Below are 22834 nucleotides of genomic sequence, written 5' to 3' on the forward strand. Positions count from 1 at the left end.
TTCAGTGGCAGCAAGCTACCCGCGATACGGATGGGTTTCGCGCCAGTGGTCGGCGATCTGCTGCCGGGTGCAGACCCACACCTTGTCGTGCTGCTGGATATAGTCAAGGAAACGCTGCAGCGCGCGGAAACGGCCCGGACGGCCCAGCAGCCGGCAGTGCATCCCCACGGACATCATCTTCGGCGCGGTTTCACCCTCGGCGTACAGCACGTCAAAGCTGTCTTTCAGATAGGTATAAAACTGCTCCGCGGTGTTGAATCCCTGGGCGGTGGCGAAGCGCATGTCGTTGGCGTCGAGGGTATAAGGCACGATCAGGTGTGGCCGCTGGCTGCCGTCGCTGCAGGCCACTTCGCTCCAGAAAGGTAAATCATCGCCATAATAATCGCTGTCGTAGTCAAAGCCGCCGTGCTCCACCACCAGCTGGCGGGTGTTGGGGCTGTCGCGGCCGGTATACCAGCCGGTGGGCGGTTTGCCGAACAGGTCGGTCAGCACCTGCACCGCTTTTTGCAGATGCGCGCGCTCCTCGGCAATATCCATGTGCTGATAGTGGATCCAGCGCCAGCCGTGGCTGACCACATCGTAATCCGCGGCCTTGATCGCCGCCACAATCTCCGGGTGCCGCGCCAGCGCCATCGCCACGCCGAAAACGGTCAACGGCAGCCCGCGCTGGCTGAACTCACGATGGATGCGCCAGAACCCTGCCCGGCTGCCGTACTCATAGAGTGAATCCATCGACATATGGCGTGCCGGGTAGCTGGCGGCGCCGATAATATCGGACAGGAACTGTTCCGAACCCGCATCGCCATGCAAGACGTGATTCTCAGCGCCTTCCTCATAGTTGAGGACGAACTGCACCGCGATCCGCGCCCCACCCGGCCAGCGCGCGTGCGGCGGCTGCCCTGCGTAACCTCGCAGATCGCGAGGATAGTGCTCCTGGTTCTCTCCCATCTCCTGCCCCTTTTAAAATGGATTTAACGACTGAAACTGTCCGCTTAACGCTTTTTTCTCCGGGAACGCTAAGTCCCCGTGCTTGCTGGTCGCCAGGCCCAGCGCGACCAGTGACTCCACCATCTTCACCGCCGCGCTGACGCCATCGATCACTGGTACCCGCAGCTCGTGGGTCAGCTCCTGCGCCAGGGTCGCCATCCCACCGCAGCCAAGGACAATCGCCCCGCTACCATCCTCTTTCAGCGCGCGAATGCAGCGCTCACGCACTTTCTCCTGCGCCAGGCCGCTGCCGTCTTCCAGCGCCAGCACCGGCAAATCAATGGCGTGTAGCGCCGCGCAGTGTTGATGAAATCCGTACTGGTGCAGCAAATGACGGGCGATGATCAGCGTGCGCGGCAGCGTGGTCACAATGGAGAAACGGGTGGCGACCATCGTCGCCATATGCATCGCCGCTTCCGCAATGCCGATCACCGGCCCTTGCGCCAGCTCCCGCGCCGCCAGCAGCCCCGGGTCACCGAAGCAGGCGATCACATGCCCGTCCACCCCCTGCTCGCGTCCGGCCTTGATCTGCTCCAGCACGCCGACCGCCGCGATGGCCTCGTCAAAGTGGCCTTCAATGGACGGTACCCCGGCGTGGGGACAGACCGCAAGGATCTCGGTACCCGGCGCGGCGACCGCACGCGCGGCGGCGCCTATCGTTTCGGTCATCGCCAGGCTGGTATTGGGGTTGATCACTTGTATACATATGGCAGACATCACGACTCCTTGTGGCCGGCGAACAACCGGGAAAAATCGGGCAGGCTGACGCCATCGCGCTCGAAGCACAGGCTGGCGACAATATGATCAAAATGGTGCATCAGCGCCTCGCTAAGTGGCTGCAGGGCTTTATCCCGCAGCAAACCCACCAGCTGCTGGTGATCGTCGCAGCGACAGCCCTGTCGCCAGGGAGCGCCCCAGGCGGCAATCACTAAAGAGGAGCGCTGGCTGAGGCGGGTCACCATCTCGGTGAGCACCGGATTACCGGAGATGGCCTGCAACTGAATATGAAAGTCAGCGGAATGGCGGATCGCCGCCGGGCCGTCATGCGCCTCATGCGCCTGCTGTTCACGCTGAATAATGTTCTCCAGCGCCGCCAGATGCGGCGGCTGACAGCGCGCGATCACATCGGGCAAATTGGCGACCTCAAGCAGCGCCCGGGTGCGAAAGATCGCCTGGGACTCTTCCACGCTGGGGCTGGTGACATGTGCACCACGTTTGGGCGTCAACGTGACCAGTTGCACAGCGGCGAGTCGTTGCAGCACCTTTCTGATGCCGGTGCGGCTCACGGCGAATACCTCCGCCAGCGCCTCTTCCGGCAGTTTGCTGCCCGGCGGCAACTGATGTTCGACGATGGCCGTCATCAGCGCCTGGTAAATGCTTTCGTCCTTGTCCTGCAGCGCTGGCGCGGCCTGGAGACGATGTTCATTATTCATTAACCCACTCCGGTTTCACTTATCGATAGCAGATCGTATACATAAAATTTATTTTTTGTATACAAGATTCATCATTCTGGCCTGGATCCTGCAATAGCCTCAGCAATCCATATCAAAGGGTTTTCATTCAGAGGAGCAGGTTTCATGCCACATTCATCCCACACGCAGCAGACGAAGACTCACGAGGCGGCCGCCAGCTACAGTCCGCGGCTATGTAATGACGATCTGGCGCCCACCCGCGACCAGAACTGGAGCTGGTACAATATTTTTTCATTCTGGATGTCGGACGTGCACAGCATGGGCGGCTACGTAGTAGCGGCGAGCTTCTTTACGCTTGGACTGGCCAGCTGGCAGGTTCTGCTCTGCCTGCTGGTCGGCATCTGTATTGTGCAGCTGTGCGCTAACCTGGTGGCGAAGCCGAGCCAGATGGCCGGGGTGCCATACGCCGTTATCTGCCGTCAGGCGTTTGGCGTCTTCGGCGCCAATATCCCGGCGGTGATCCGCGGGCTGATCGCGTTTGCCTGGTACGGTATTCAGACCTATCTGGCGGCTAACGCCCTGATGCTGGTCCTGCTCAAGTTCTGGCCCTCCCTTGCCTCGCTGACCAGCAGCAGCTTTCTCGGGCTGTCGACGCTCGGCTGGTTGTGCTTCGCCACCATGTGGCTGCTGCAGGCGATGGTGTTCTGGCATGGCATGAACGCCATCAAACGCTTTATCGATATCGCCGGTCCGGCGGTTTATGTGGTGATGCTGGCGCTGGCCGGCTGGATTGTATACAAGACCGGTCTGGACGGGATCTCCTTTACCCTCGCCAGCAAATCCCTGAGCGCCGGCGAGCAGACCTGGCAGATGATCACCGCCACGGCGCTGGTGGTCTCCTACTTCTCCGGACCGCTGCTCAACTTCGGTGACTTTTCCCGCTACGGCAAAAGCATGGGCGAGATCCGCCGCGGTAACCGCTGGGGGCTGCCGTTTAACTTCCTGCTGTTCTCGGTGGTGACCGTGGTGATTGTCTCCGGCACCCAGTCGCTGTTCGGCAAAATGATCACTGACCCGATCGAAACCGTCAGCCGCGTGGGTAACGATCTGGCGGTGGCCATTGGCCTGCTGACCATGATTACCGCCACCATCGGCATTAATATCGTGGCTAACTTCGTCTCTCCGGCCTTCGATTTTTCCAATTGCGCGCCACAGAAAATCAGCTTCCGTACCGGCGGGATGATTGCCGCGGTGGGCTCGATACTCCTGACGCCGTGGAACCTGTTTAACTCTCCGGAACTGATCCACTATACCCTCGACGTACTGGGTGCCTTTATTGGCCCGCTGTTTGGCATCCTGATCGCCGACTTCTATCTCATCAAACGCGGCCGGGTGTCGGTGGACGATCTGTTTAACGATACGCCGAAGGGTAAATACTGGTACCGCAACGGCTTTAACCCGAAAGCGATTACCGCCCTGCTGCCGACAGTGGCCCTGGGGCTAATCATCAGCTTTATTCCGGCCCTGCATGAAGTGGCGAACTTCAGCTGGTTTATTGGGGTCTTCCTCGGTGGCACCCTCTACCGCTGGCTGGCCCGCGACGAGCGTGAAGTGCAGGCGACAGCATCCTTCCGTTCCGGCGCGGTAGCGCAAAAAGAGTAACCCTCACCACCTGCCGCGGCGTCTGGCCGCGGCAGTCTGCAAACTGGCACCAATCTTGCTATTTATCACTATTCCCGGAGCGTTAAGAGAAGGCAGGTTCGATGATGGATTACCAGACCGCGGTGCGCGGTGCATTTTTTGATATCGCCGGCGTAGCAGAGACCCCGGATGAGGTGGCCGCCCAGGCCCGCTATCTCGATGATGGCCTGTTGTTCTTGCAGGATGGGAAAATTATAGCGCTGCTGCCATGGCAGGAAGGAGAAGCCTTTCTGCATCCGCTGAAGGGCTATGTCGACCAGCGAGGCAAGCTGCTGTTGCCCGGTTTTGTCGATACCCACATTCACTATCCGCAGACTGAAATGATCGGCGCCTTTGGCGAACAGCTGCTGGAGTGGCTCACCACCTACACCTTCCCGGTGGAAAGCCAGTTTGCCGATGCGGATTATGCGCAGGAGATAGCGCAGTTTTTTGTTAACCAGCTGATTAGCCATGGCACCACCACCGCGCTGGTGTTTTGTACCTTGCACCCGGCTTCGGCCGAGGCGCTGTTCAGCGAAGCGCTGCGTCTGAATATGCGGCTGATCGCCGGAAAAGTGATGATGGATCGCCATGTGCCGGATTATCTGTGCGAAACCGCCGGGGAGAGCTACGAGCAGACCCGGGAGTTGATCCTCCGCTGGCATCAGCGCGGGAGGCTGGGCTATGCCATCACCCCGCGCTTTGCCCCTACCTCGACACCGGCGTTGCTGGAGGCCGTGCAGCGCCTGCGGACTGAGTTTCCCGACACCTGGCTGCAGACACATCTCAGTGAAAACCGCGAGGAGATCGCCTGGGTTAAACAGCTGTGGCCTGAGCATGAGCACTATCTGGATGTCTATCATCACTATCAGCTCACCGGCGAACGCAGCGTTTTTGCTCACGGGATCCATCTCGATGATGCCGAGTGGCAGTGCCTGCATGACACCGGATCCGCCGTCGCCTTCTGTCCGACCTCGAATCTGTTTCTCGGCAGCGGGCTGTTCCGCCTGCCCGCCTGCTGGCAGCACCAGGTGCGGATGGGCATCGGCAGCGACGTCGGGGCTGGCACCACCTTCAGCATGCTGCGCACGCTGGGTGAGGCCTACAAGGTAGGACAACTGCAGAGCTATCGCCTGCGCGCCAGCGAGGCCTTCTATCACGCCACCCTCGGCGGGGCGCGCGCCCTGCGGCTGGAGGAGAAAATTGGCAATTTTCAGCCGGGCAAAGAGGCAGATTTTGTGGTGATTGACCCGGCGGTCACCCCGCTGCAGCGTCTGCGCACAGGCCGCTGCCATGACATTTATGAGCAGTTGTTCGTGCTGATGACCCTGGGAGATGAACGCAATATCAGCGAGACGTGGGTGAATGGCGAGCGGGTGTGGTGTCAGGATTGACCCTCACCCTGGCCCTCTCCTAAAGGGAGAGGGCATCGTCCGATAATCGTTGCGACTCAGCCCCCCTCCCTGAGAGCCAGGGAACTGTCCGGCACCAGATTTGAGGTCATCAAAAACTCATTGCCAGTCCTACACCATAGCCTGTGGTGTTATTGCCGAACATATAGCGCGCCACCAGCCGGGTGCGAGTGATAAAGACCGGGTATTTACTGCTGTCCAGCTCGAGGCCAATCCCCAGGGAGGTCAAACCGGTAAAGCCCAGCGCCCCTCGCTGGTCGCCGAGAAATTCGGTATGCGCCCCCTCCAGAACGTAACGCAGCGGGTTACCCAACAGCGTCCAGTCCGCTATCGGCGCGCGGCGGCGCAGATACAAGCCGAGATTCTCCGCGCTGGCCTCTCCCTGCACCACCTCAGCGCTACTGCCGAAACTTTGCAGATGCATATAGGAGTAACGCAGTTCGGCATCAATATCCTGGGTGGCGGAAAAGCGTTCGTAATCCAGCATCAACGCCCCGCCGAGCCCCCAGGCATTGAACCGACCGCCGTCGAGGAATTGCAGATCGGCGTTGGTTTTTCGCTCGATTGCCCAGCTGCCGAGGCGCGCATCGCTGGCCAGGGTACCGAGCATCACATTGACGATCGGCCGCAACACCAGGTTGCCTCCGAGGCTGTCCCGGTGCAGCGAAAAATCCCAGCCGACACCGCCGGTGGTGGTCAGACTGTTCCATTTGGTCGGCACATTCCGCGTCTGTTCGCCATTGCTGACCACAAAGCGCGGGTCGTAACGGCTGTAACCCATCGTACCTTCAAGATACAGCGGGAACGACTCGCTGAGGGTTGCCCCGCCGCCAAACTGGGTGATGGCCAGGTTATGCTTGTCGTTGCTGCCGGAACCAATGTTGAGATCGCTGGCGGTCACGTCAGGGACAACGGTATAGCTCATCAGGGTCAATACGGCATCGGCACGCTGTTTGATGGCGTGGCCGTTCGCCGCCAGCGTCGCTGGCGCGGAAAGCGAAAGTACCGACAGGAGAACGAGAAGACGCACCATATGTCGTTTGCCACCTCAGCGACAGGCTAACAATATTGCCACCCAAATCAGCAGGCTGGCGTTCACTCAGTATAGTCGGTGAGTCAGCCTGCGCGTCCGGCGGGGAGAAAAAGCATTGGGCTGCTCAGGCCGCGCCTCCGCGGCTGTGCAGCAGTTCCACATTTTCAAACGGCATGCGCGAGACCCGGTTGCGCCCATCATTTTTGGCCACATACAGCGCTTTATCGACGCGGGAAAAAAGCTGATCAATCGCTTCCCCGTCATGGTGTTCGGCCACGCCGATGCTCACCGTCACCGACAGCGTCTGATACTCGCTGACCGCCTGGCGGATCCCTTCCGCCAGTATCAGGGCGCGCGCTATCGGCGAATGGGGTAAAAAGAGCAGAAACTCTTCTCCCCCCCAGCGATAAATTTTATCTTCACGATCAACCGATGTTTCCAGAATGCGCGAGAGCACCAGCAGGACTTCATCCCCTTTTTGATGACCGTGAATATCATTAATGCTCTTGAAATGATCGATGTCGATTAACAGCAGACAAAAGCCTTGCGCGATAAATGACGGTGCCTCGACGAGGCGATAAAATTCGCGGCGATTAAGCAATCCGGTGAGGGGATCGTGGGCGGCAGAAAATTCCAGCTCTTTTTTCAGATGCACTTCCTCGGTGATATCGTGAATAATACACAACATCAGTCGAATATTATAAAGCACTACGGGCCCGGCGTAGGTTTGGACATGGCGCAGCGTACCGTCGGCTAAAATATGCGTAAAATTAAGCGGTTTATGCCCGCCTGGCATATTGGCAATATTATTCATGATGGGGATCACGTCCCGACCAAGGGTATTAATTTGCCAGGTATGTTTATTGCGCATTTCCTCATCGGAATAATGATAAAAACGCAGCGCCGCAATATTGGCATCGACAATTCGACCATCCTTATTGGGATCGATCAATAACATCGGCGCGGTATTGGTCATAAAAAAACGGGCAAAAAAGCCATTGTTGCGCCGCTGGTAGCGGCGGGACCCGGTGTGAATGGATTGATTTTGCGCCAGCAGCTTCACGGCTTCAAACAGCAGTAAGGTACCGCTGTCGTCAGTCTCAACCAGGGTGGTTTTACAATACACCGACTGCAGGCCCTTCTCAGTCTGTAGCGTCCAGACTTCAAATATCTCGGTCATCGTATCGAGATAGCGAAGATAATGTTGTAACTGTGTTTCAGGACAGGTCGAATAGATACCGTTACGCATCTCCTTCAGCGACATATCGCCGCTCAACGTCCGGGAAGCCTGATTGGCATAGACCACACTTTCATTAAAAGGATGGACTACCCATATCGGGGTACTTAATACATCAAAAACAGCCAGTTCTTTTAATAACATACAGGCCCCAAACCGACCAATTCCCGGCGCCGGAGCAACGCACAACGATGAGCGGCCCTGACGCTGGTATAAAGTGATAGCAAAAAGAAACCGAAAAACCTTAATGACGCGCATGCGCGGCAAGTATAGTCGGTTCTGCACGCAGCAACGCCCACCCGAGGCGACTTTGCGCGTGGTTTAACCGACTGGATGCGAAAATGTCTTTTTTATTAATTCTATTTCAACAGCATAGCAGCAATACCAGAACTGGTAGTCGCTTTTGATCACAGAGTATGTATATCGGTCTTACCCCCGGTTGGCTGCGTATTGGCTTTGTCCAGGACGCCCGCGTTGCGGCTTTTATGCCCAGACTAATCGTGATAGTTTCTATCATAACTCTCATCACAAACGGCCATCACAGTGAAAAAAAACGCTACCAAAATCACGCTTGCCGATATCGCTCGTGAAGCCAAAGTCGGTATTGCCACCGTCGACCGGGTGCTGAACAAGCGTGCGGCGGTGAAGGAGTCCACGGCATTCAGTGTACTGGAGGCGGCACGACGGCTGGGGTTTACCCTCGAGCAACCCCACTATCGTCTGGCAGCGGGTAAAGCGCCGGTCACGGTCAGAATGGGGTTTATCCTGCTGCAAGAGACCCACTCCTTCTACCTGCCGCTGGCCCGAGCGCTGACGCGCGAGGCCGCCCCATGGCTACCGGCAGGCCAGGCGCCGGTGATACTGCATTTTGCCATTGATGCGGTGGAAGCGATGGCTCAGGCCATTCACCGGCTAAGTGACGAGGTGGACGTGTTAGGCCTGGTGGCGCTGGATCACCCGCTGATTCGCCACGCAGTCTCCCGGGCTGCCGCCCGCGGCGTTCGCGTGTTCACCCTGCTTTCGGATCTGTCGGTCCCCCAGCGCAGCGGATATATCGGCCTCGATAATCAAAAAGCCGGGCGCACCGCCGCCTGGTTTATCGAGCGCTTATGCCGCGGGAATGGTGAAATTGGCATTATCATTGGCGACAATCGTTTTACCTGTCAGGAAAGCTGTGAGATCAGCTTCCGCTCCTGCCTGCGTGAACAAGGCATGGGGCAGCAGATCCTGGAGCCGGTTCGCAGCCATGAACGGGCGGATATCGCCAGGACCGTGACGGAGCAGATGCTGAGTCAGTACCCGGCCCTGCAGGCGATCTATGCCCCCTGCGGCGGCGTCGAAGGCATTGTCGAGGCGCTGCGCGACAGCGGCCGTCAGCAGGCGATCACCCTGGTCTGCCACGGCCCGCTAAACGACAGTGAACTGGCGCTGATCGATGGCACCATCGACATCATGCTTAACCACCGGCTGGAGGCGTTTGCCGCTGCCACGCTACGCACCATAACGGACGCGGTTTCTCGCTCGCACAGCGAGGTGATTTCTCTCCCTCAGCCTTTCGATATCATCACCAAAGAAAATATGTAAATTCCCGGCCCCGCCGCCACCGGGGCCAGTTAACGGGCAGACCGCGCCCGCCCTCAATTTGATAAAAAACTATCAAAAACCACATCAATTCAAAGCATGATAGCCATCAAAAAATCATCATTCCATCATTGTTGAGAATGAAATATTTATTCAATACTCAGCGGCATCCCCTGTGTAAAAAGGAAGCCAACATGACACTCTCTATCGCCAATGCCCCCTGTAGCTGGGGCGTGGATGACCCAAATAACCCTGACCTTCCCGCCTGGGCTACCGTGCTGAAGGAGGCGGCGCAGGCCGGCTATCGCAGCATTGAGCTTGGGCCCTGGGGCTACCTGCCCACCGACCCGGCCAGCCTGCGCGCGGCGCTGGAACAGCATCAGTTGTCGCTGGTAGCCGGTACGATCTTTGACGATCTGGTCAGCGAGGCCCATTTCCCCACCCTGGTGGCGCTGACGCATCAGATCTGCCGCAATCTGTCGCAGGTTCCGGCCGCCGAACCCACGCCAGGGCATCCTGTTCAGCCGCCTTACCTGGTGATTATTGATTTCGGCAACCCTGAACGGGCACGCTTTGCCGGGCGCGGCGCGCTGGCTCCACGACTCGATGACAAAGACTGGCAGCGCATGATGGCGCACATTACCGCCCTCAGCACCCTCGCCTGGCAGGAGTATGGCGTCCGGGCGGTTATCCATCCCCATGCCGGGGGCTGCATCGAATTTGCGGATGAAATCGAGCGGCTGGCGAACGATATTCCGCACGACGTCGCGGGATTGTGTCTGGATACCGGACATCTCTACTACGCCGGTATGGATCCGCTCGACTGGCTGGATCGCTATTACGCGCGACTCGACTACCTGCACTTCAAGGATGTGGATCCGCAGGTTTACCAGCGCGCCCTCGCCGAGGGCATCGACTTTTTCACCGCCTGCGCCGAAGGGGTAATGTGCCCGCTCGGCAGCGGCGCCATTGACTATCCGGCCATCAAAGACTTTCTCGCCCGTCGGGGGTATCAGGGCTGGATAACCATTGAACAAGAGCGTGATCCGCGCCATGCCGCAGGCAGCCTGCAGGCGGTCACGGAAAGTCTGCGCTATCTGCGCGACGTGGGATTCTGACAGGAGACGCAACATGATTAACGGTTTAAAACCTCTCGACCGCACCCTGCGCTGGGGCATGGTCGGCGGCGGCGGCAGCAGCCAGATCGGCTATATTCACCGCTCAGCGGCGCTGCGTGATAACACCTTTACGCTGCTGGCCGGCGCCTTTGATATTGATGCCGAGCGCGGACGCCAGTTCGGCCAACAGCTGGGGGTGGATCCCGAACGCTGTTACGCCGACTACCAGAGCCTGTTCCGCGGCGAGGCGGAGCGTCCGGACGGCATTCAGGCGGTGTCGATTGCTACACCAAATAACACCCATTATGCCATCTGCCGGGCGGCGCTGGAGGCCGGGCTGCACGTGGTGTGCGAAAAGCCGCTGTGCTTCAGCAGCGAGGAAGCTGACGAACTGGTGGCGCTCAGCCAGCGGCAGCACAAGATCATCGGGGTGACCTACGGCTATGCCGGCCACCAGTTGATCCTGCAGGCCCGGCAGATGATCGCCGACGGGCTGCTGGGCGACATCCGTATCGTCAATATGCAGTTTGCCCACGGTTTTCACGCCCAGCCGGTGGAGCTGGAAAACGCCAGTACCCGCTGGCGGGTCGATCCTCGCTTTGTCGGCCCCAGCTATGTTCTGGGCGACCTGGCCACCCATCCGCTGTTTCTGGTTGAAACCATGGCCCCACAGCTGAACATCACCCGGCTGATGTGCGCCAGACAAAGCTTCGTCAAAAGCCGCGCGCCGCTGGAAGATAACGCCCATGTGCTTATGGAGTATGACAACGGCGCCGTCGGCTCGCTGTGGAGCTCCGCCGTTAACTGCGGATCCATGCACGGGCAAAAGGTGCGTATCGTCGGTGAAAAAGCCAGCCTTGAATGGTGGGATGAACAGCCCAACCAGCTGCGCTATGAAATCCAGGGCGAGCCGGTGCGCATCCTCGAGCGCGGCATGGACTACCTTGATCCGCTGGCGCGTCAGGATGACCGCATCGGCGGCGGCCATCCTGAGGGGCTGTTTGAGGCATGGTCGAATCTCTATCGCCGTTTCGCCATCGCCATGGATGCCGCCGACCGTCGCGATGAAGCGCTGCTGGCCGACTTCTGGTATCCGGACGCTCGCGCCGGCGCATTCGGCGTGCGCTGGGTGGAAAACTGTGTACGGTCTGCCGACAACGGCGCCTGCTGGGTCGACTTCTGCTAACTCACTGGCTCAGGGCGCACGCCCTGAGCCTTTACGGCTATTTTTCAATTCGTGACAGCTGGGTCTTATCCGCCTCACGTGCGCTATCCGCCAGCGCCTGGAACGCGCCGGCGCCATAGTATTGCGCGGGAACCGGCAGCGCCTGCATATCATGCCCTGGGTAGATCTGCAGTTCGCCGAGGTCGCGTAAGCGGAACCCCCCAACCTGCTCCGGCATGGTCAGGCGATACGGCGGCAGGGTTTCGAAAGGGACCGGCGTCGGCAGCCGATTCTCCTGCAGATCATAGTTACGCTTCAGCACCAGAAACTTATCCGGCACCCGTCGGTGACTGTTCCACCAGTCGCCGTCGATCCGCTGAAACATCGCTTCCGTCTCCCCTCGCGTCGCTACCATCAGTCGGGTCAGCGCCTGTTTCAGCGCCGCATCCATGGCCTGGTTATAGTCTTCCAGCGAACCACCGTGGCCGCTGAGGATCACGTTAATCGCCAGCCTGGCGCCGAGTAAATTGGAGTAGAGATCCTCTGGCGAAAAAGCGGAGATCTCCTCTGAAAACCCGGGGACCGACTGGAAGCCATACCACTGGGCAATCTCATGCCATTGGGCAATTTCGAAGGCCAGATGACCCGCCAGCCAGGCGGCCAGCTGATAGCGCTGCCTGACGCCCGCCGGCGGCGTAAAGGCATTCAGCTGAACGCGGCGCACGCCCAGCTCTTCACTGTAGAAGATCCGCCCCGCCTGGCCCAGCGTCGGCGCAATACGATTGAACAGATAGAAGGTGTAGTCCGCCGTATCGCGCACATGGGCGATATCAATAAACCCGCCGCGACGGGTATAGATGAGCCCGTTCTGCTCCTCGCTGAGCCCCAGCAGGTTTTTCACCGCCCCGAACGCGCTGTCGTTGTAATGGTGCTTGCCAAGCGTATCCAGGGTCAGCACATTGCCAATCTGGTATACCGGGATCGGGATGCCCACCGCGCGCACGTGCAGGTCGTAACCAAAAGCGCAGCACGGTCGCAGCGACTCCGGCGGCGGCAGCTCACCCAGGGTGGGCACCGGATGGATCGCCGTCACAGCGGGCAGCACCGGATCCTGCGCCAGCGCCGGCAGCGACAGTGCAAACAGCAGCCATAAGGCTTTACGCATCAATAGCCTCTCCACAACAACAAAAGAGCGCGCATCTTACCGGCAGATGGCGCCAGCAGTTTTAGTTAAAAACGGTATTCACCAGAGACAAAGAAGCTATTGCGCTCGTTAAAACCAAATTCAGTCAGCACGTTAAAGTTTTTGGTGACTTCATACTGGGCGCCAATCAGCATATTCCAGGGTGAGGTCAGCTTCTGCTTGACGTCGAATTTCCCCTCGCCGTCTTTATTGACCGCGGCAATCAGGGGCTGAAGCTCTGGCGGCATATGCAGGTCGGCCAGATCGCCTTTAAACTCCTGCTGCACGTCCTGATACATGCTCCCGACCCACAGGCTGAGGTGGGACGGCCCGTCGATCCCCTGAAAACTGAAGCGGTAGCCGACGCGCGGCGAGACGGTGACCGCCGAGATGCTGCCGTCGAGAATATCGAAATCAGTACGGGTGTAGTTAGTGTCTACTAACCCGAACCAGTTGCCGTATCCCCCGGCGAGCGTAAAGCCGGTTCCCCAGGTGGTTCCTTTGAAATCAAGCGTAAAATCAATATCCTGCAGTTTTCCGCTCTGATAAAGCTGGTGAACCGCGCCGGCGATCACCCGATCCAGACCGCGAAACTGCGAAGGATCCGAATCCACGGAGACCTGGGAAACAGACGACCCGCGGGTATGCCCCACCAGCCCGTAAACGTTGAGAAACGGAAAGACCCACATATCGAGGCGCAGGTTTTCGGTTTTGCTCTTCTCGCGGGTGTGCCCGGCATCGATGGCGAACATATCGCTGGGAATGGGATGGTTGCCCAGCTTAAGCCCGGAAAAGGTAATACTGTCGACCATGATATCCTGACGGATATTCATATAGCTCAGGTTGACGCCGTAGGGTAACGGGATCGAATACCCCCGGGCGCGTGCCTCATCGCCCCATATCGGAAAATAGCTGTCGCTCTCGCTCTGCTCCGCGGCCGACGCGCCACAGGCCGCCAACAGCAGCGTTAACACCGTTCCGGATGCTCTCATTGTTATTCTCATGTGTAGTTATAAACCCGAACCGACATTGAAATAGACCGCCTGCTCATGCTCACTGAACGCCACGTCAATCCCGGTACGCAAACCGTACTGTCGTGCAATCAGGTAACGAAAACCGGCCCCCCATGCCACCTCTGACTGTTCCCCTAACGTGCCCGCCGTGTCAGCGGCGCTCCCCGCGCCAACGAATCCCTGCAGGATCCAGCGCGGGGTGAACGCCCAGGCCAGCTGGGTTTGCGCCGTGACCACGTAGTCGCCCTGATAGCGGTAGCGCGAAATGCCGCGCAGCGCGATATAGGGACGCGCCATCGGCATCAGAGGGTTATCATGGTGGGTTAATGACTGATAATTGCCCGCGACCGCCAGCGTCAGCGTGTGGCTGAGCGGAATAAAAACCTTCCCGTCCAGCGAGAAAGTGTTGTAGTGATAATCGCCCCCAAGCAGCGAACGGAAAAAACGATATTCGCCCTTCAGCGCTAACCCACTCTGAGGATAGAAAATATTATCGGTGGTGTCATATTCCGCCACCACCCCCAGCGCCGAAGAGGTGCTGTTTTGCCCGAGCACCTGCTGCCAGACCCGGTTGACCACCGGGTTGTCGCTAGAGACATCCGCTCGGGCATATACCTGCGAAGCTCCGAGGAATACCGGCGTGTCGCCCACGCGAAACAGCAGTTTTTGCAGCGCAGCGATGCCTTTGGTCTCCGTCTGCACCGATTTACCGTGGCTGAAGCCGCCCGTATCGCCGGAATAGATATCCAGATTAACGTTAGCGTAACCCGCCCCCACCAGGTAACGAATGTGGTCATGTTGCCAGGTGTGGCGATGACCGCCGCCAATAAACCAGGTCCCGTTCTGCGTGGCGGCCCCGCCAAAGGCGGTAAGCGGCGGAGGAATAAACTGCCCACTTTCCCGGCTGCCTTTACCGTGTAAAAACAGGCCAAACAGCCCTCCGCCATAGCCGATCGCCGGCTCGGTGATCGCCAGCGGCACCGGCAGAAAACCATAACGGTTTTCCGCGAGATACTGACTCATATCGAGCATGCCATCTTCCGCATCGAACAGATCGGCGGCATCACCAGGCGGGCACAACAGGAACAGAAGCGCCAGCGTGGACAGCGGAAATTTCATGCTCACTCCGGGGCTTTGGGGCGCGCACAACACGCGTGGCGAACAGGGTTATCACAACGGGATAATGAAAATATAACGTAAGAGAATAATGCTCACCAACGCGCAGCCGCCTGTTTTTAGGTTATTTTTATACGAAAAAGTGCTGGCTATCACAGAAACATGCCATCGCAATACCGGACAGCGCGGTGATTGTATTCAAAAGGTGAATGTCGTATAACATAGCGCTACCGAGGGGTGTCCCGTGAGGGCTGAGATGGCGCAAGCCGAACCCTTTGAACCTGATCTGGGTCATGCCAGCGAAGGGACGGGTCGGCAATTTTGCCTGCATTACCGCCATTGCCTGTTCACACCCCTGCACGCCCGGATCTCCCCTGAATGACTGGAGGTCCTGTGATTGTTCCCGCGTTTAGCCATGGTCTTTACGGCCGTTTACGCCAGCTGGCCGCCGCTGACTGGCAGCACTATGTGGCGCATCCTTTCGTCCAGCAGCTTGCCGAGGGCACCCTGGCGGAAAGCGCGTTTCGTCGCTACCTGACCCAGGATTATCTGTTTCTGATCCACTTTGCCCGCAGCTACGCGCTGCTGGTGAGTAAATTGCGCACGCTGCCGGAGATGCGGGCCGCGGCCGCCTCAATGAACGCCATCCTCAACGAACTGCCGCTGCACGTCGGTTACTGCGCCCGGTGGGGCATTAGCGAGCAGGAGATGGCTACCCAGCCTGAAGCGCCGGAAACCATTAACTATACTCGCTACGTGCTGGATATTGGCCACTCGGGTGACGCGCTGGATCTGCTGGTCGCGCTGATGCCCTGCGTAGCCGGTTATGCGGAAATCGGTCTCGGCCTGCTGCAGCATCCCGCCACCCGGCTGAACGATAACCCCTACGCCTCGTGGATCCGCAACTATGGCGATGAAGGCTATCTGCACGGCGTCAACGCCGCGCTGGCGCTGCTGGAAACGGTGTGGCAGCAGCGCGGGAGCGAGGCCCGGCTCACTGAGCTGAGCGAGATTTTTACCACCGCCACCCGCCTTGAGGCGCAGTTCTGGCAGATGGGCCTCAACGCGGCGGCGGAGACCCGGGCGTGACGGCGCCGGGTATCGAGGTCCGTGGCCTGAGCCTGCATTTCGGCGACCGCCGGCTGTTCGACAACCTGTCGTTTACGGTCCCCGGCGGGCAGTGGGTGTCGCTGCTCGGCGCCAGCGGGGCTGGCAAAACCAGCCTGCTGCGGGTAATGGCCGGTCTGGCGCCCGCCACCCGGGGAGAAGTGGTCGCCAGCGATGGGCAGCCGATTCAGGGCCGTCTGGCGTGGATGGGGCAGAAAGATCTGCTCTACCCGTGGCTGAGCGTCCGGGACAACGTCGCCCTCGGCGCGCGGCTGCGCGGTGAAAAAGTCGATCGCGCCCGGGTTGCCGCCCTGCTTGAGCAGGTGGAGCTCTCGTCCTGGGCCGACGCCCGGCCGGCAACCCTCTCCGGCGGCATGCGTCAGCGCGCCGCGCTGGCCCGCACCCTGTATGAGGACCGCCCCATCGTGCTGATGGATGAGCCTTTCTCGGCGCTGGATACCCTCACTCGCACGCGCATTCAAACCCTGGCGGCCACCCTGCTGGCTGATCGCACGGTGGTGCTGATCACCCACGATCCGCTGGAGGCCTGCCGGCTGAGCCACCGCCTGCTGGTCCTCTCGGCGGCCGACGGCGACATCGATGACAGCCATCACCTCGCCGGCACACCTCCGCGCGCGCCGGACGCGCCCGATCTCTTGAACAGCCAGGCCGCCCTGCTGCAGCAACTGATGAGGGCTCATCCATGACCGGACGTCTCTGGCGGGGAGGCATGGTGTTCTGCGGGTTGATGATCCTCTGGGGTCTGGCCAGCCGCAGCGGCATTCCTCACTTTCTTTTACCCTCCCCGATGGCGGTCGCCGAGGCGCTGTGGGTCAATCGCGCCTATCTCGGCTGGCACACGCTTATCACGCTCAGTGAGATCCTGAGCGGCCTGGCGCTGGGCGTAACGCTCGGCGTCTCGCTGGCGCTGGGCATGATCCTCTCTCCACGCCTGCAGCGCTGGCTGATGCCGCTGGTGCTCACCAGTCAGGCGATCCCGGTCTTTGCCCTCGCCCCGCTGCTGGTGCTCTGGCTGGGCTTTGGCATGAGCGCCAAAGTGGCAATGGCCGTGCTGGTGATTTTCTTTCCCGTGACTTCCGCCTTCTTTGATGGCTTGCGACGGGTCAACCAGGAATATCTCGATCTGGCGCGCAGCATGAACGCCTCCTTTGGCGCTCAGCTGCGGCATGTCCGCCTGATGGCTGCCCTGCCCGCGCTGGGCTCGGGCCTGCGGATGGCGGCGGCGGTGGCGCCCATCGGCGCGATTATCGGCGAATGGGTCGGCTCCGCTGAGGGGCTGGGCTACGTCATGCTCAATGCCAATGCGCGGCTGCAAACCGATATCTGCTTCGCCGCGCTGTTTATTTTAGTGCTACTGACCCTCCTGCTGTGGCTGGCGGTAGATACCCTGCTGCACCGGCTGATCGACTGGTCACCGGAATAAAGATGAAGTAATAAAGGAAAACAGATGAAAAAGTCGCTTTTCGCCGGGGCAACCCTGACGGCCCTGTTCAGCGGCCACGCGCTGGCCAATGAACCGCTGACGCTGGTGCTGGACTGGTACATTAACCCCGACCATGCGCCGATTATGGTGGCCGAGCAGATCGGCGCCTTTAAGGCCCAGGGGCTGGACGTCAAGATTGTCCCTCCCTCCGATCCCGCGCTGCCTCCCCGCATGGTGGCCGCCCGTCAGGCGGATCTGGCCATCACCTACCAGCCGCAGGTGCACTTCTTCGCTGACGAAGGGTTACCGCTGGTGCGTGTCGGAACCCTGATTAACTCGCCGTTGAACACCGTGATCGCCCTGGATAAGCACATCAAAACTCCGGCAGACCTGCAAGGCAAGAAGGTGGGCTATTCGGTCAGCGGCATTGAGCAGGCCACCCTGTCGACCATGGCGCAACACGCGGGGATCGATCCGGCCAGTATCAAACTGGTTAACGTCAATTTCCAGCTGACCAGCGCCCTGCTGGCGGGCCAGGTGGACGCGGTTATCGGCGGCTACCGTAATATAGAAGCGCAGGAGCTGAAGCTGCAGGGCAAAACGCCGGTGGTGATGAACGTCGAAGATTATGGCGTACCGACCTATGACGAGCTGGTGATTGTCGCCCATCGCGACGCGATTCATGAGGCCAGGATCCGTAAATTCCTCATCGCCCTGCAGGCCGGGGTGAGCTATCTGCGCGCCCATCCGCAGGAGAGCTGGGAGGCGTTTGCCGCCGCCCACCCGGAGCTGAAAACCGAGCTCAACCACCAGGCGTGGCTGCAAACCGTGCCGCTGTTCGCCACCGATCCGGCGGCACTGGATAAACCGCGCTATGAAGCTTATGAACAGTTTTTATATAACAATAAGTTGGTGAAAAAAGTCACACCTTTAACAAATTATGCGGTTGAACTGCATTGAGTCTTGCTATCGCTGACGGAACGCATGCCGTCAGCGTTTTAACGCAGCGGCAATAAAAATATAGAGACTTTCTCACTAATAATTACACTTTAAAGGGTTATCGTGACACGCAGTTGTTCTATTATAATTCAGCAGGTTACGTTAATTATTACCCCGGTAAGAATAACGTCAAAATAGCGCAATCAATAAAACGTTGAATGCGGATTTAAAAAGCCATATATTGTGCGCGCTTTATGAATGCCAATTCAATTCCTTAGACCAATTATTCAACCAGCGTTCAACCGCAATGCTGGTTGTGGGAGTGATATGATGACGGATAAAGTCCGTATTGATACTTTACGTGCCGATTTATTAGACGCAAACAACGAAACCTTTTTGGCCCGTCAGGCCGAATTCGAATCGAATGTCAGGAGTTACCCGCGTAAGTTACCGCTGGCTATCACTAAAGCTGAAGGCGTGTGGCTGACGGATGCGGATAACAAACAGTACCTGGACTGCCTCGCGGGCGCCGGTACTCTCGCTCTGGGCCACAACCACCCTGATGTATTGCAGAGCATCCAAAGTGTCATTACCAGCGGCTTGCCGTTACATACCCTCGATCTGACTACCCCGTTAAAAGATCGTTTCTCCGAATACCTGCTCTCTTGCCTGCCGGGCGAAGGGAAAGAGTATTGCCTGCAGTTCACCGGTCCTTCCGGCGCTGACGCCGTGGAAGCCGCGCTGAAACTGGCGAAAAAATACACTGGCCGTACGGCGGTGATCAGCTTCTCCGGCGGCTATCACGGGATGACCCATGGCGCGCTGTCCGTCACTGGCAACCTGTCGCCGAAAGCAGCGGTTAACGGCATGATGCCGGAAGTCCAGTTCATGCCTTACCCGCACCTGTATCGTTGCCCGCTGGGCATCGGCGGCGAAGCCGGCGTGAAAGCCCTGACCTACTACTTCGAAAACCTGATCAACGACGTGGAGAGCGGCGTCCGTAAACCGGCGGCGGTGATCCTCGAAGCCGTGCAGGGTGAAGGCGGCGTGAACCCGGCGCCGGTCGAGTGGCTGCAGCGCATCCGCAAAGTGACCGAAGAGCATGGCATTCTGCTGATCGTCGATGAAGTGCAGGCTGGCTTTGCCCGTACCGGTAAATTCTTCGCCTTCGAACACGCCGGTATCCAGCCGGACATCATCGTGATGTCGAAAGCGGTCGGTGGCGGTCTGCCGCTGGCGGTGCTGGGCATTAAAAAACAGTTCGACGCCTGGGAACCGGGTCACCACACCGGCACCTTCCGCGGCAACCAGCTGGCGATGGCTACCGGTCTGACCACCCTGCGTCATCTGCGCGACAACAAGATTGCCGACAAAGTCGCTGCCCAGGGCGAGTGGCTGAAAGGCAAACTGGCCGAGCTGCAGAAACGCTACCCGGTCATTGGCCACGTACGTGGTCTTGGTCTGATGATCGGTATCGAAATCGTCAAGCCGAACGAAGCTCAGGATCACATGGGCTGCTACCCGGCTGACGGCGAACTCTCTGCCCTGCTGCAGAAGAAATGCTTTGAAGCGGGCCTGATCCTCGAGCGCGGTGGTCGTCACGGCTGCGTGCTGCGTCTGCTGCCGTCCCTGCTGATCAGCAACGCGGAACTGGATGTGTTCCTCGACAAATTTGAACAGGCCCTGCTGGCCGCCGGCGTAAAGCCGGTCTGAGTGGAGTCAGTGACCACCATGTCCACATTGAATCCGATTCTTGCTGGTTCAGCGCAGAGCGTTGAGGCCTATCAGCAGGTTATCGAGCAGACCAGCCAGGCCGTTGTGCAGTGGCTGAAGCAACCTGAGATGTATCAGGGGAAAAGCGTTGACGAGCTGCGTGAGCGTATCTCCCTTGAATTTAACGAACAGGGTTTGGGTAACCAGGCGGCGATTGATCGTGCGATCGAGTACTTCCTGAAAGACAGCCTGTCGGTGCATCACCCGCAGTGCGTGGCGCACCTGCACTGCCCGAGCCTGGTGATTAGCCAGGCGGCGGAAGTGTTGATCAACGCCACCAACCAGAGCATGGACTCCTGGGACCAGAGCCCGTCGGCAACCATCATTGAGATGAAGCTGATTGAATGGCTGCGCGCCCGGGTCGGTTATCCGGCTGGCGACGCCGGCGTTTTCACCAGCGGCGGCACCCAGAGCAACCTGATGGGCCTGATGCTGGCGCGCGACGCCTTCTTTGCCCGTCAGGGGCACTCTATCCAGCAGGATGGGCTGCCGGGGGATATCCGCAAGTACAAAGTCTTGTGCTCGGAAAACGCCCACTTCTCGGTGCAGAAGAACATGGCGCTGATGGGCCTCGGCTACCGCTCGGTCACGCTGGTGAAAACCGACGAATTCGCGCGGATGGACGTGTCCGATCTGAAAGCGAAGATTGCGCAAGCGCAGGCTAACGGCGAGCAGATCATGGCGATCGTCGCCACTGCCGGCACCACCGACGCGGGGGCTATCGACCCGCTGCGCGACATCGCCGGTATCGCTGCGGAGCATCAGATCTGGCTGCACGTTGACGCAGCCTGGGGCGGCGCGCTGCTGCTGTCTGAGCAGTATCGCGACTACCTTGACGGTCTGGAGCTGGTGGATTCCGTTACCCTGGACTTCCACAAGCAGTTCTTCCAGACCATCAGCTGCGGCGCCTTCCTGCTGAAGGACGCGCGCCATTACGAGCTGATGCGTTATCAGGCGGCCTATCTGAACTCCGAGTTCGATGAAGAGCACGGCGTACCGAACCTGGTGTCTAAGTCGCTGCAGACCACCCGTCGCTTCGATGCGCTGAAGCTGTGGATGGGTCTGGAAGCGCTGGGCCAGAAACAGTATGCGGCGATCATCGATCACGGCGTCACGATGGCGAAAAACGTGGCGGAGTACGTGAAGTCGCAGCCGACGCTGGAGCTGGTGATGCAACCGCAGCTGGCGAGCGTGCTGTTCCGTTCCCGTCCGGCGCAGATGGCGCTGAGCGACGCGGCGGCTATCGCCCTGCTCAACCAGCGTGTCGGCGATGCTCTGCTGGCTTCCGGCCGCGCTAACGTTGGCGTGACCGAGCACAACGGTGTCACCTGCCTGAAGCTGACCCTGCTGAACCCGGTGGTGACGCTGGATGACGTGAAGGTGCTGCTGAACCTGGTGGAACGCACCGCTCAGGAGCTGCTGGCGCAATAACCTGCCTTAGCGAGGCGGCGCCTGCCGCCCCGCTGTCAGCCTTGCCTGCAATAAGCCGATAATGTCCTTATCGGCTTTTTTATTTCTTTCCGCGCCACTGACGTTCTCTGCTCCCTGGCTGGTCGCAGGGCCCGTTGACGCCTGCCTTTCTCGATGCCACAGTACTATCCCGAGAATAACAACGTTCAGGATGAACATCCTGAAAATAAGGATGATGATGGAGAAACGCTTACCGGGGCTGGATCTCGACGCCCTGCGCAGCTTTGTGACCGGCATGGAGTGCGGCAGCTTCGCCCAGGCAGCGCAGCGCCTGTCGCGTTCCACTTCCGCCGTCAGCGCCCAGCTTAAAAAGCTGGAGAGCCAGTGCGGTGCGGCGCTGGTGGCCAAACAGGGGCGGCATCTGGTGCTCACCGCGGAAGGCGAAAAGCTGATGAGCTACGCCAGACGACTGCTGGCGCTCAATGATGAAACCCTGCGCGCGCTGCAGGGCGAGCGGCTCACCGGCGAGATCCACCTTGGTATGCAGGAAGATTTTGGCGAATCGCTGATGCCGGGGATCCTTGGGCAGTTTAAACGGCACCATCCGCAGGTGCGGATAGTCGCCAGGGTGGACCGCAATACTCCGCTACGCCAGGCGCTGGCGGAGGATACGTTGGATCTGGCGCTGCTGTGGCAAACCGAAGATCAGGGCCCCGGGCTGGGTCGCTGCCCGCTGGCGTGGATTGCGCATCCTGACCTGGATATTGGTGCTCTGCTGGCGTCCGGTGAGCCGCTGCCGCTGGTGATGTTCGATAGCCCGTGCCTGATGCGCTCTCGCGCTATTGCCTGTCTCGATGCCGCGGGGATCCCCTGGCAGGTGGTGTTCGTCAGCCACAGCCTGAACGGCATCTGGGCGGCGGTACAGGCTGGCCTGGGGCTGACGATACGCACCCGCATTGGCATGCCCGGCAACCTGCGCACCGTCGCCGGGCGACTGCCATCGCCAGGGAGCCTGGCCGTTAACCTGCAACAAACCACGCGAGAGGGACAGCATTCCGCCGCCGTGGCGCTGCTCGGCGAGCTAATGACCGAGGCCCTGCAGGGGTGGGTCGAGATGTGACAGTGTCACGCCACTTCCATTCACCCTAACCCTCTCCCTGAAGGGAGAGGGAACCGTCCGGCAGTCACCGGCAAGGGGCATTCTGCGCCGTTCCCGCTTCAATG

General features: G+C 59.4%; 19 protein-coding genes, 1 pseudogene and 1 riboswitch. Of the genes and pseudogenes, 12 read left to right on the plus strand and 8 right to left on the minus strand.

Annotation, left to right across the window (positions count from 1 at the left end; translation table 11 throughout):
- Positions 1-15: 15 nt before the first annotated feature.
- The 3 genes and pseudogenes from puuE to CWM61_RS00860 form a co-directional block, all read right to left on the minus strand.
- Positions 16-948 (minus strand): allantoinase PuuE, encoded by a 933-nt coding sequence (gene puuE, locus CWM61_RS00850; protein ID WP_032730424.1) that lies wholly within the window; start codon positions 946-948, stop codon positions 16-18.
- Positions 833-1704: pseudogene (gene hpxA / locus CWM61_RS00855) on the minus strand (allantoin racemase). The gene puuE and the pseudogene hpxA overlap by 116 nt, the downstream one beginning before the upstream one ends.
- Positions 1704-2420 carry a GntR family transcriptional regulator gene (locus CWM61_RS00860; RefSeq protein WP_002905523.1) on the minus strand — a complete coding sequence of 239 codons (717 nt, stop codon included), beginning with the start codon at positions 2418-2420 and terminating at the stop codon, positions 1704-1706. The pseudogene hpxA and the gene CWM61_RS00860 overlap by 1 nt, the downstream one beginning before the upstream one ends.
- Positions 2421-2564: 144 nt before the next feature.
- On the opposite strand from CWM61_RS00860, the gene CWM61_RS00865 reads away from it, so the two are divergent.
- Both CWM61_RS00865 and guaD read left to right on the plus strand, forming a co-directional pair.
- A complete protein-coding gene (locus tag CWM61_RS00865; RefSeq protein ID WP_100630513.1) occupies positions 2565-4061 on the plus strand; it encodes an NCS1 family nucleobase:cation symporter-1 in 1497 nt (498 codons plus the stop codon).
- A 101-nt stretch (positions 4062-4162) separates the two neighbouring features.
- Complete coding sequence (gene guaD / locus CWM61_RS00870; RefSeq protein ID WP_100630515.1) at positions 4163-5473, plus strand: guanine deaminase; 1311 nt, start codon at positions 4163-4165, stop codon at positions 5471-5473.
- 109 nt (positions 5474-5582) lie between these two features.
- Here guaD and CWM61_RS00875 read toward each other — a convergent pair whose 3' ends face one another.
- Complete coding sequence (locus tag CWM61_RS00875) at positions 5583-6524, minus strand: hypothetical protein (RefSeq protein ID WP_074385782.1); 942 nt, start codon at positions 6522-6524, stop codon at positions 5583-5585.
- A gap of 124 nt (positions 6525-6648) precedes the next feature.
- Positions 6649-7905, minus strand: coding sequence for a sensor domain-containing diguanylate cyclase (locus tag CWM61_RS00880; protein ID WP_074385781.1), 1257 nt, complete (start codon positions 7903-7905; stop codon positions 6649-6651).
- Positions 7906-8304: 399 nt separating this feature from the next.
- Between CWM61_RS00880 and CWM61_RS00885 the strand changes: the two genes are divergently transcribed.
- From CWM61_RS00885 to CWM61_RS00895, 3 genes are all read left to right on the plus strand, one after another.
- Positions 8305-9345: a LacI family DNA-binding transcriptional regulator gene (locus tag CWM61_RS00885; RefSeq protein WP_100630517.1), complete on the plus strand. Its 1041-nt coding sequence runs from the start codon at positions 8305-8307 to the stop codon at positions 9343-9345.
- A 191-nt stretch (positions 9346-9536) separates the two neighbouring features.
- Positions 9537-10460, plus strand: coding sequence for a TIM barrel protein (locus CWM61_RS00890; protein WP_100630519.1), 924 nt, complete (start codon positions 9537-9539; stop codon positions 10458-10460).
- 13 nt (positions 10461-10473) lie between these two features.
- Positions 10474-11646, plus strand: a complete 1173-nt coding sequence (locus tag CWM61_RS00895) for a Gfo/Idh/MocA family protein (protein ID WP_074385778.1) — start codon at positions 10474-10476, stop codon at positions 11644-11646.
- 37 nt (positions 11647-11683) lie between these two features.
- Here the strand turns inward: CWM61_RS00895 and CWM61_RS00900 are convergent, their stop codons facing one another.
- The 3 genes from CWM61_RS00900 to CWM61_RS00910 form a co-directional block, all read right to left on the minus strand.
- Positions 11684-12790, minus strand: coding sequence for a DUF4056 domain-containing protein (locus tag CWM61_RS00900; protein WP_048330241.1), 1107 nt, complete (start codon positions 12788-12790; stop codon positions 11684-11686).
- Positions 12791-12855: 65 nt separating this feature from the next.
- Positions 12856-13800: a hypothetical protein gene (locus CWM61_RS00905; RefSeq protein WP_012541648.1), complete on the minus strand. Its 945-nt coding sequence runs from the start codon at positions 13798-13800 to the stop codon at positions 12856-12858.
- Between the two features lie 18 nt (positions 13801-13818).
- On the minus strand, positions 13819-14940 hold the full coding sequence (locus CWM61_RS00910) for a BamA/TamA family outer membrane protein (RefSeq protein ID WP_074385777.1): 1122 nt from the start codon (positions 14938-14940) through the stop codon (positions 13819-13821).
- Positions 14941-15160: 220 nt separating this feature from the next.
- Positions 15161-15262: riboswitch (TPP riboswitch) on the plus strand.
- Between the two features lie 68 nt (positions 15263-15330).
- On the opposite strand from CWM61_RS00910, the gene tenA reads away from it, so the two are divergent.
- From tenA to CWM61_RS00945, 7 genes are all read left to right on the plus strand, one after another.
- Complete coding sequence (gene tenA, locus CWM61_RS00915) at positions 15331-16026, plus strand: thiaminase II (protein ID WP_100630520.1); 696 nt, start codon at positions 15331-15333, stop codon at positions 16024-16026.
- Positions 16023-16751 carry an ABC transporter ATP-binding protein gene (locus tag CWM61_RS00920; RefSeq protein ID WP_100630521.1) on the plus strand — a complete coding sequence of 243 codons (729 nt, stop codon included), beginning with the start codon at positions 16023-16025 and terminating at the stop codon, positions 16749-16751. The genes tenA and CWM61_RS00920 overlap by 4 nt, the downstream gene beginning before the upstream one ends.
- A complete protein-coding gene (locus tag CWM61_RS00925; protein WP_074385774.1) occupies positions 16748-17488 on the plus strand; it encodes an ABC transporter permease in 741 nt (246 codons plus the stop codon). The genes CWM61_RS00920 and CWM61_RS00925 overlap by 4 nt, the downstream gene beginning before the upstream one ends.
- A gap of 24 nt (positions 17489-17512) precedes the next feature.
- Positions 17513-18448: an ABC transporter substrate-binding protein gene (locus CWM61_RS00930; protein WP_074385773.1), complete on the plus strand. Its 936-nt coding sequence runs from the start codon at positions 17513-17515 to the stop codon at positions 18446-18448.
- Between the two features lie 306 nt (positions 18449-18754).
- Positions 18755-20140: a diaminobutyrate--2-oxoglutarate transaminase gene (locus tag CWM61_RS00935; protein WP_008804788.1), complete on the plus strand. Its 1386-nt coding sequence runs from the start codon at positions 18755-18757 to the stop codon at positions 20138-20140.
- 9 nt (positions 20141-20149) lie between these two features.
- Complete coding sequence (locus tag CWM61_RS00940) at positions 20150-21631, plus strand: pyridoxal phosphate-dependent decarboxylase family protein (protein WP_165785223.1); 1482 nt, start codon at positions 20150-20152, stop codon at positions 21629-21631.
- Between the two features lie 205 nt (positions 21632-21836).
- On the plus strand, positions 21837-22730 hold the full coding sequence (locus CWM61_RS00945; RefSeq protein WP_100630741.1) for a LysR substrate-binding domain-containing protein: 894 nt from the start codon (positions 21837-21839) through the stop codon (positions 22728-22730).
- Positions 22731-22834: the final 104 nt, after the last annotated feature.

The organism is Klebsiella sp. K-Nf6 (genome assembly GCF_002806655.1).
Classification (GTDB): domain Bacteria; phylum Pseudomonadota; class Gammaproteobacteria; order Enterobacterales; family Enterobacteriaceae; genus Klebsiella; species Klebsiella variicola.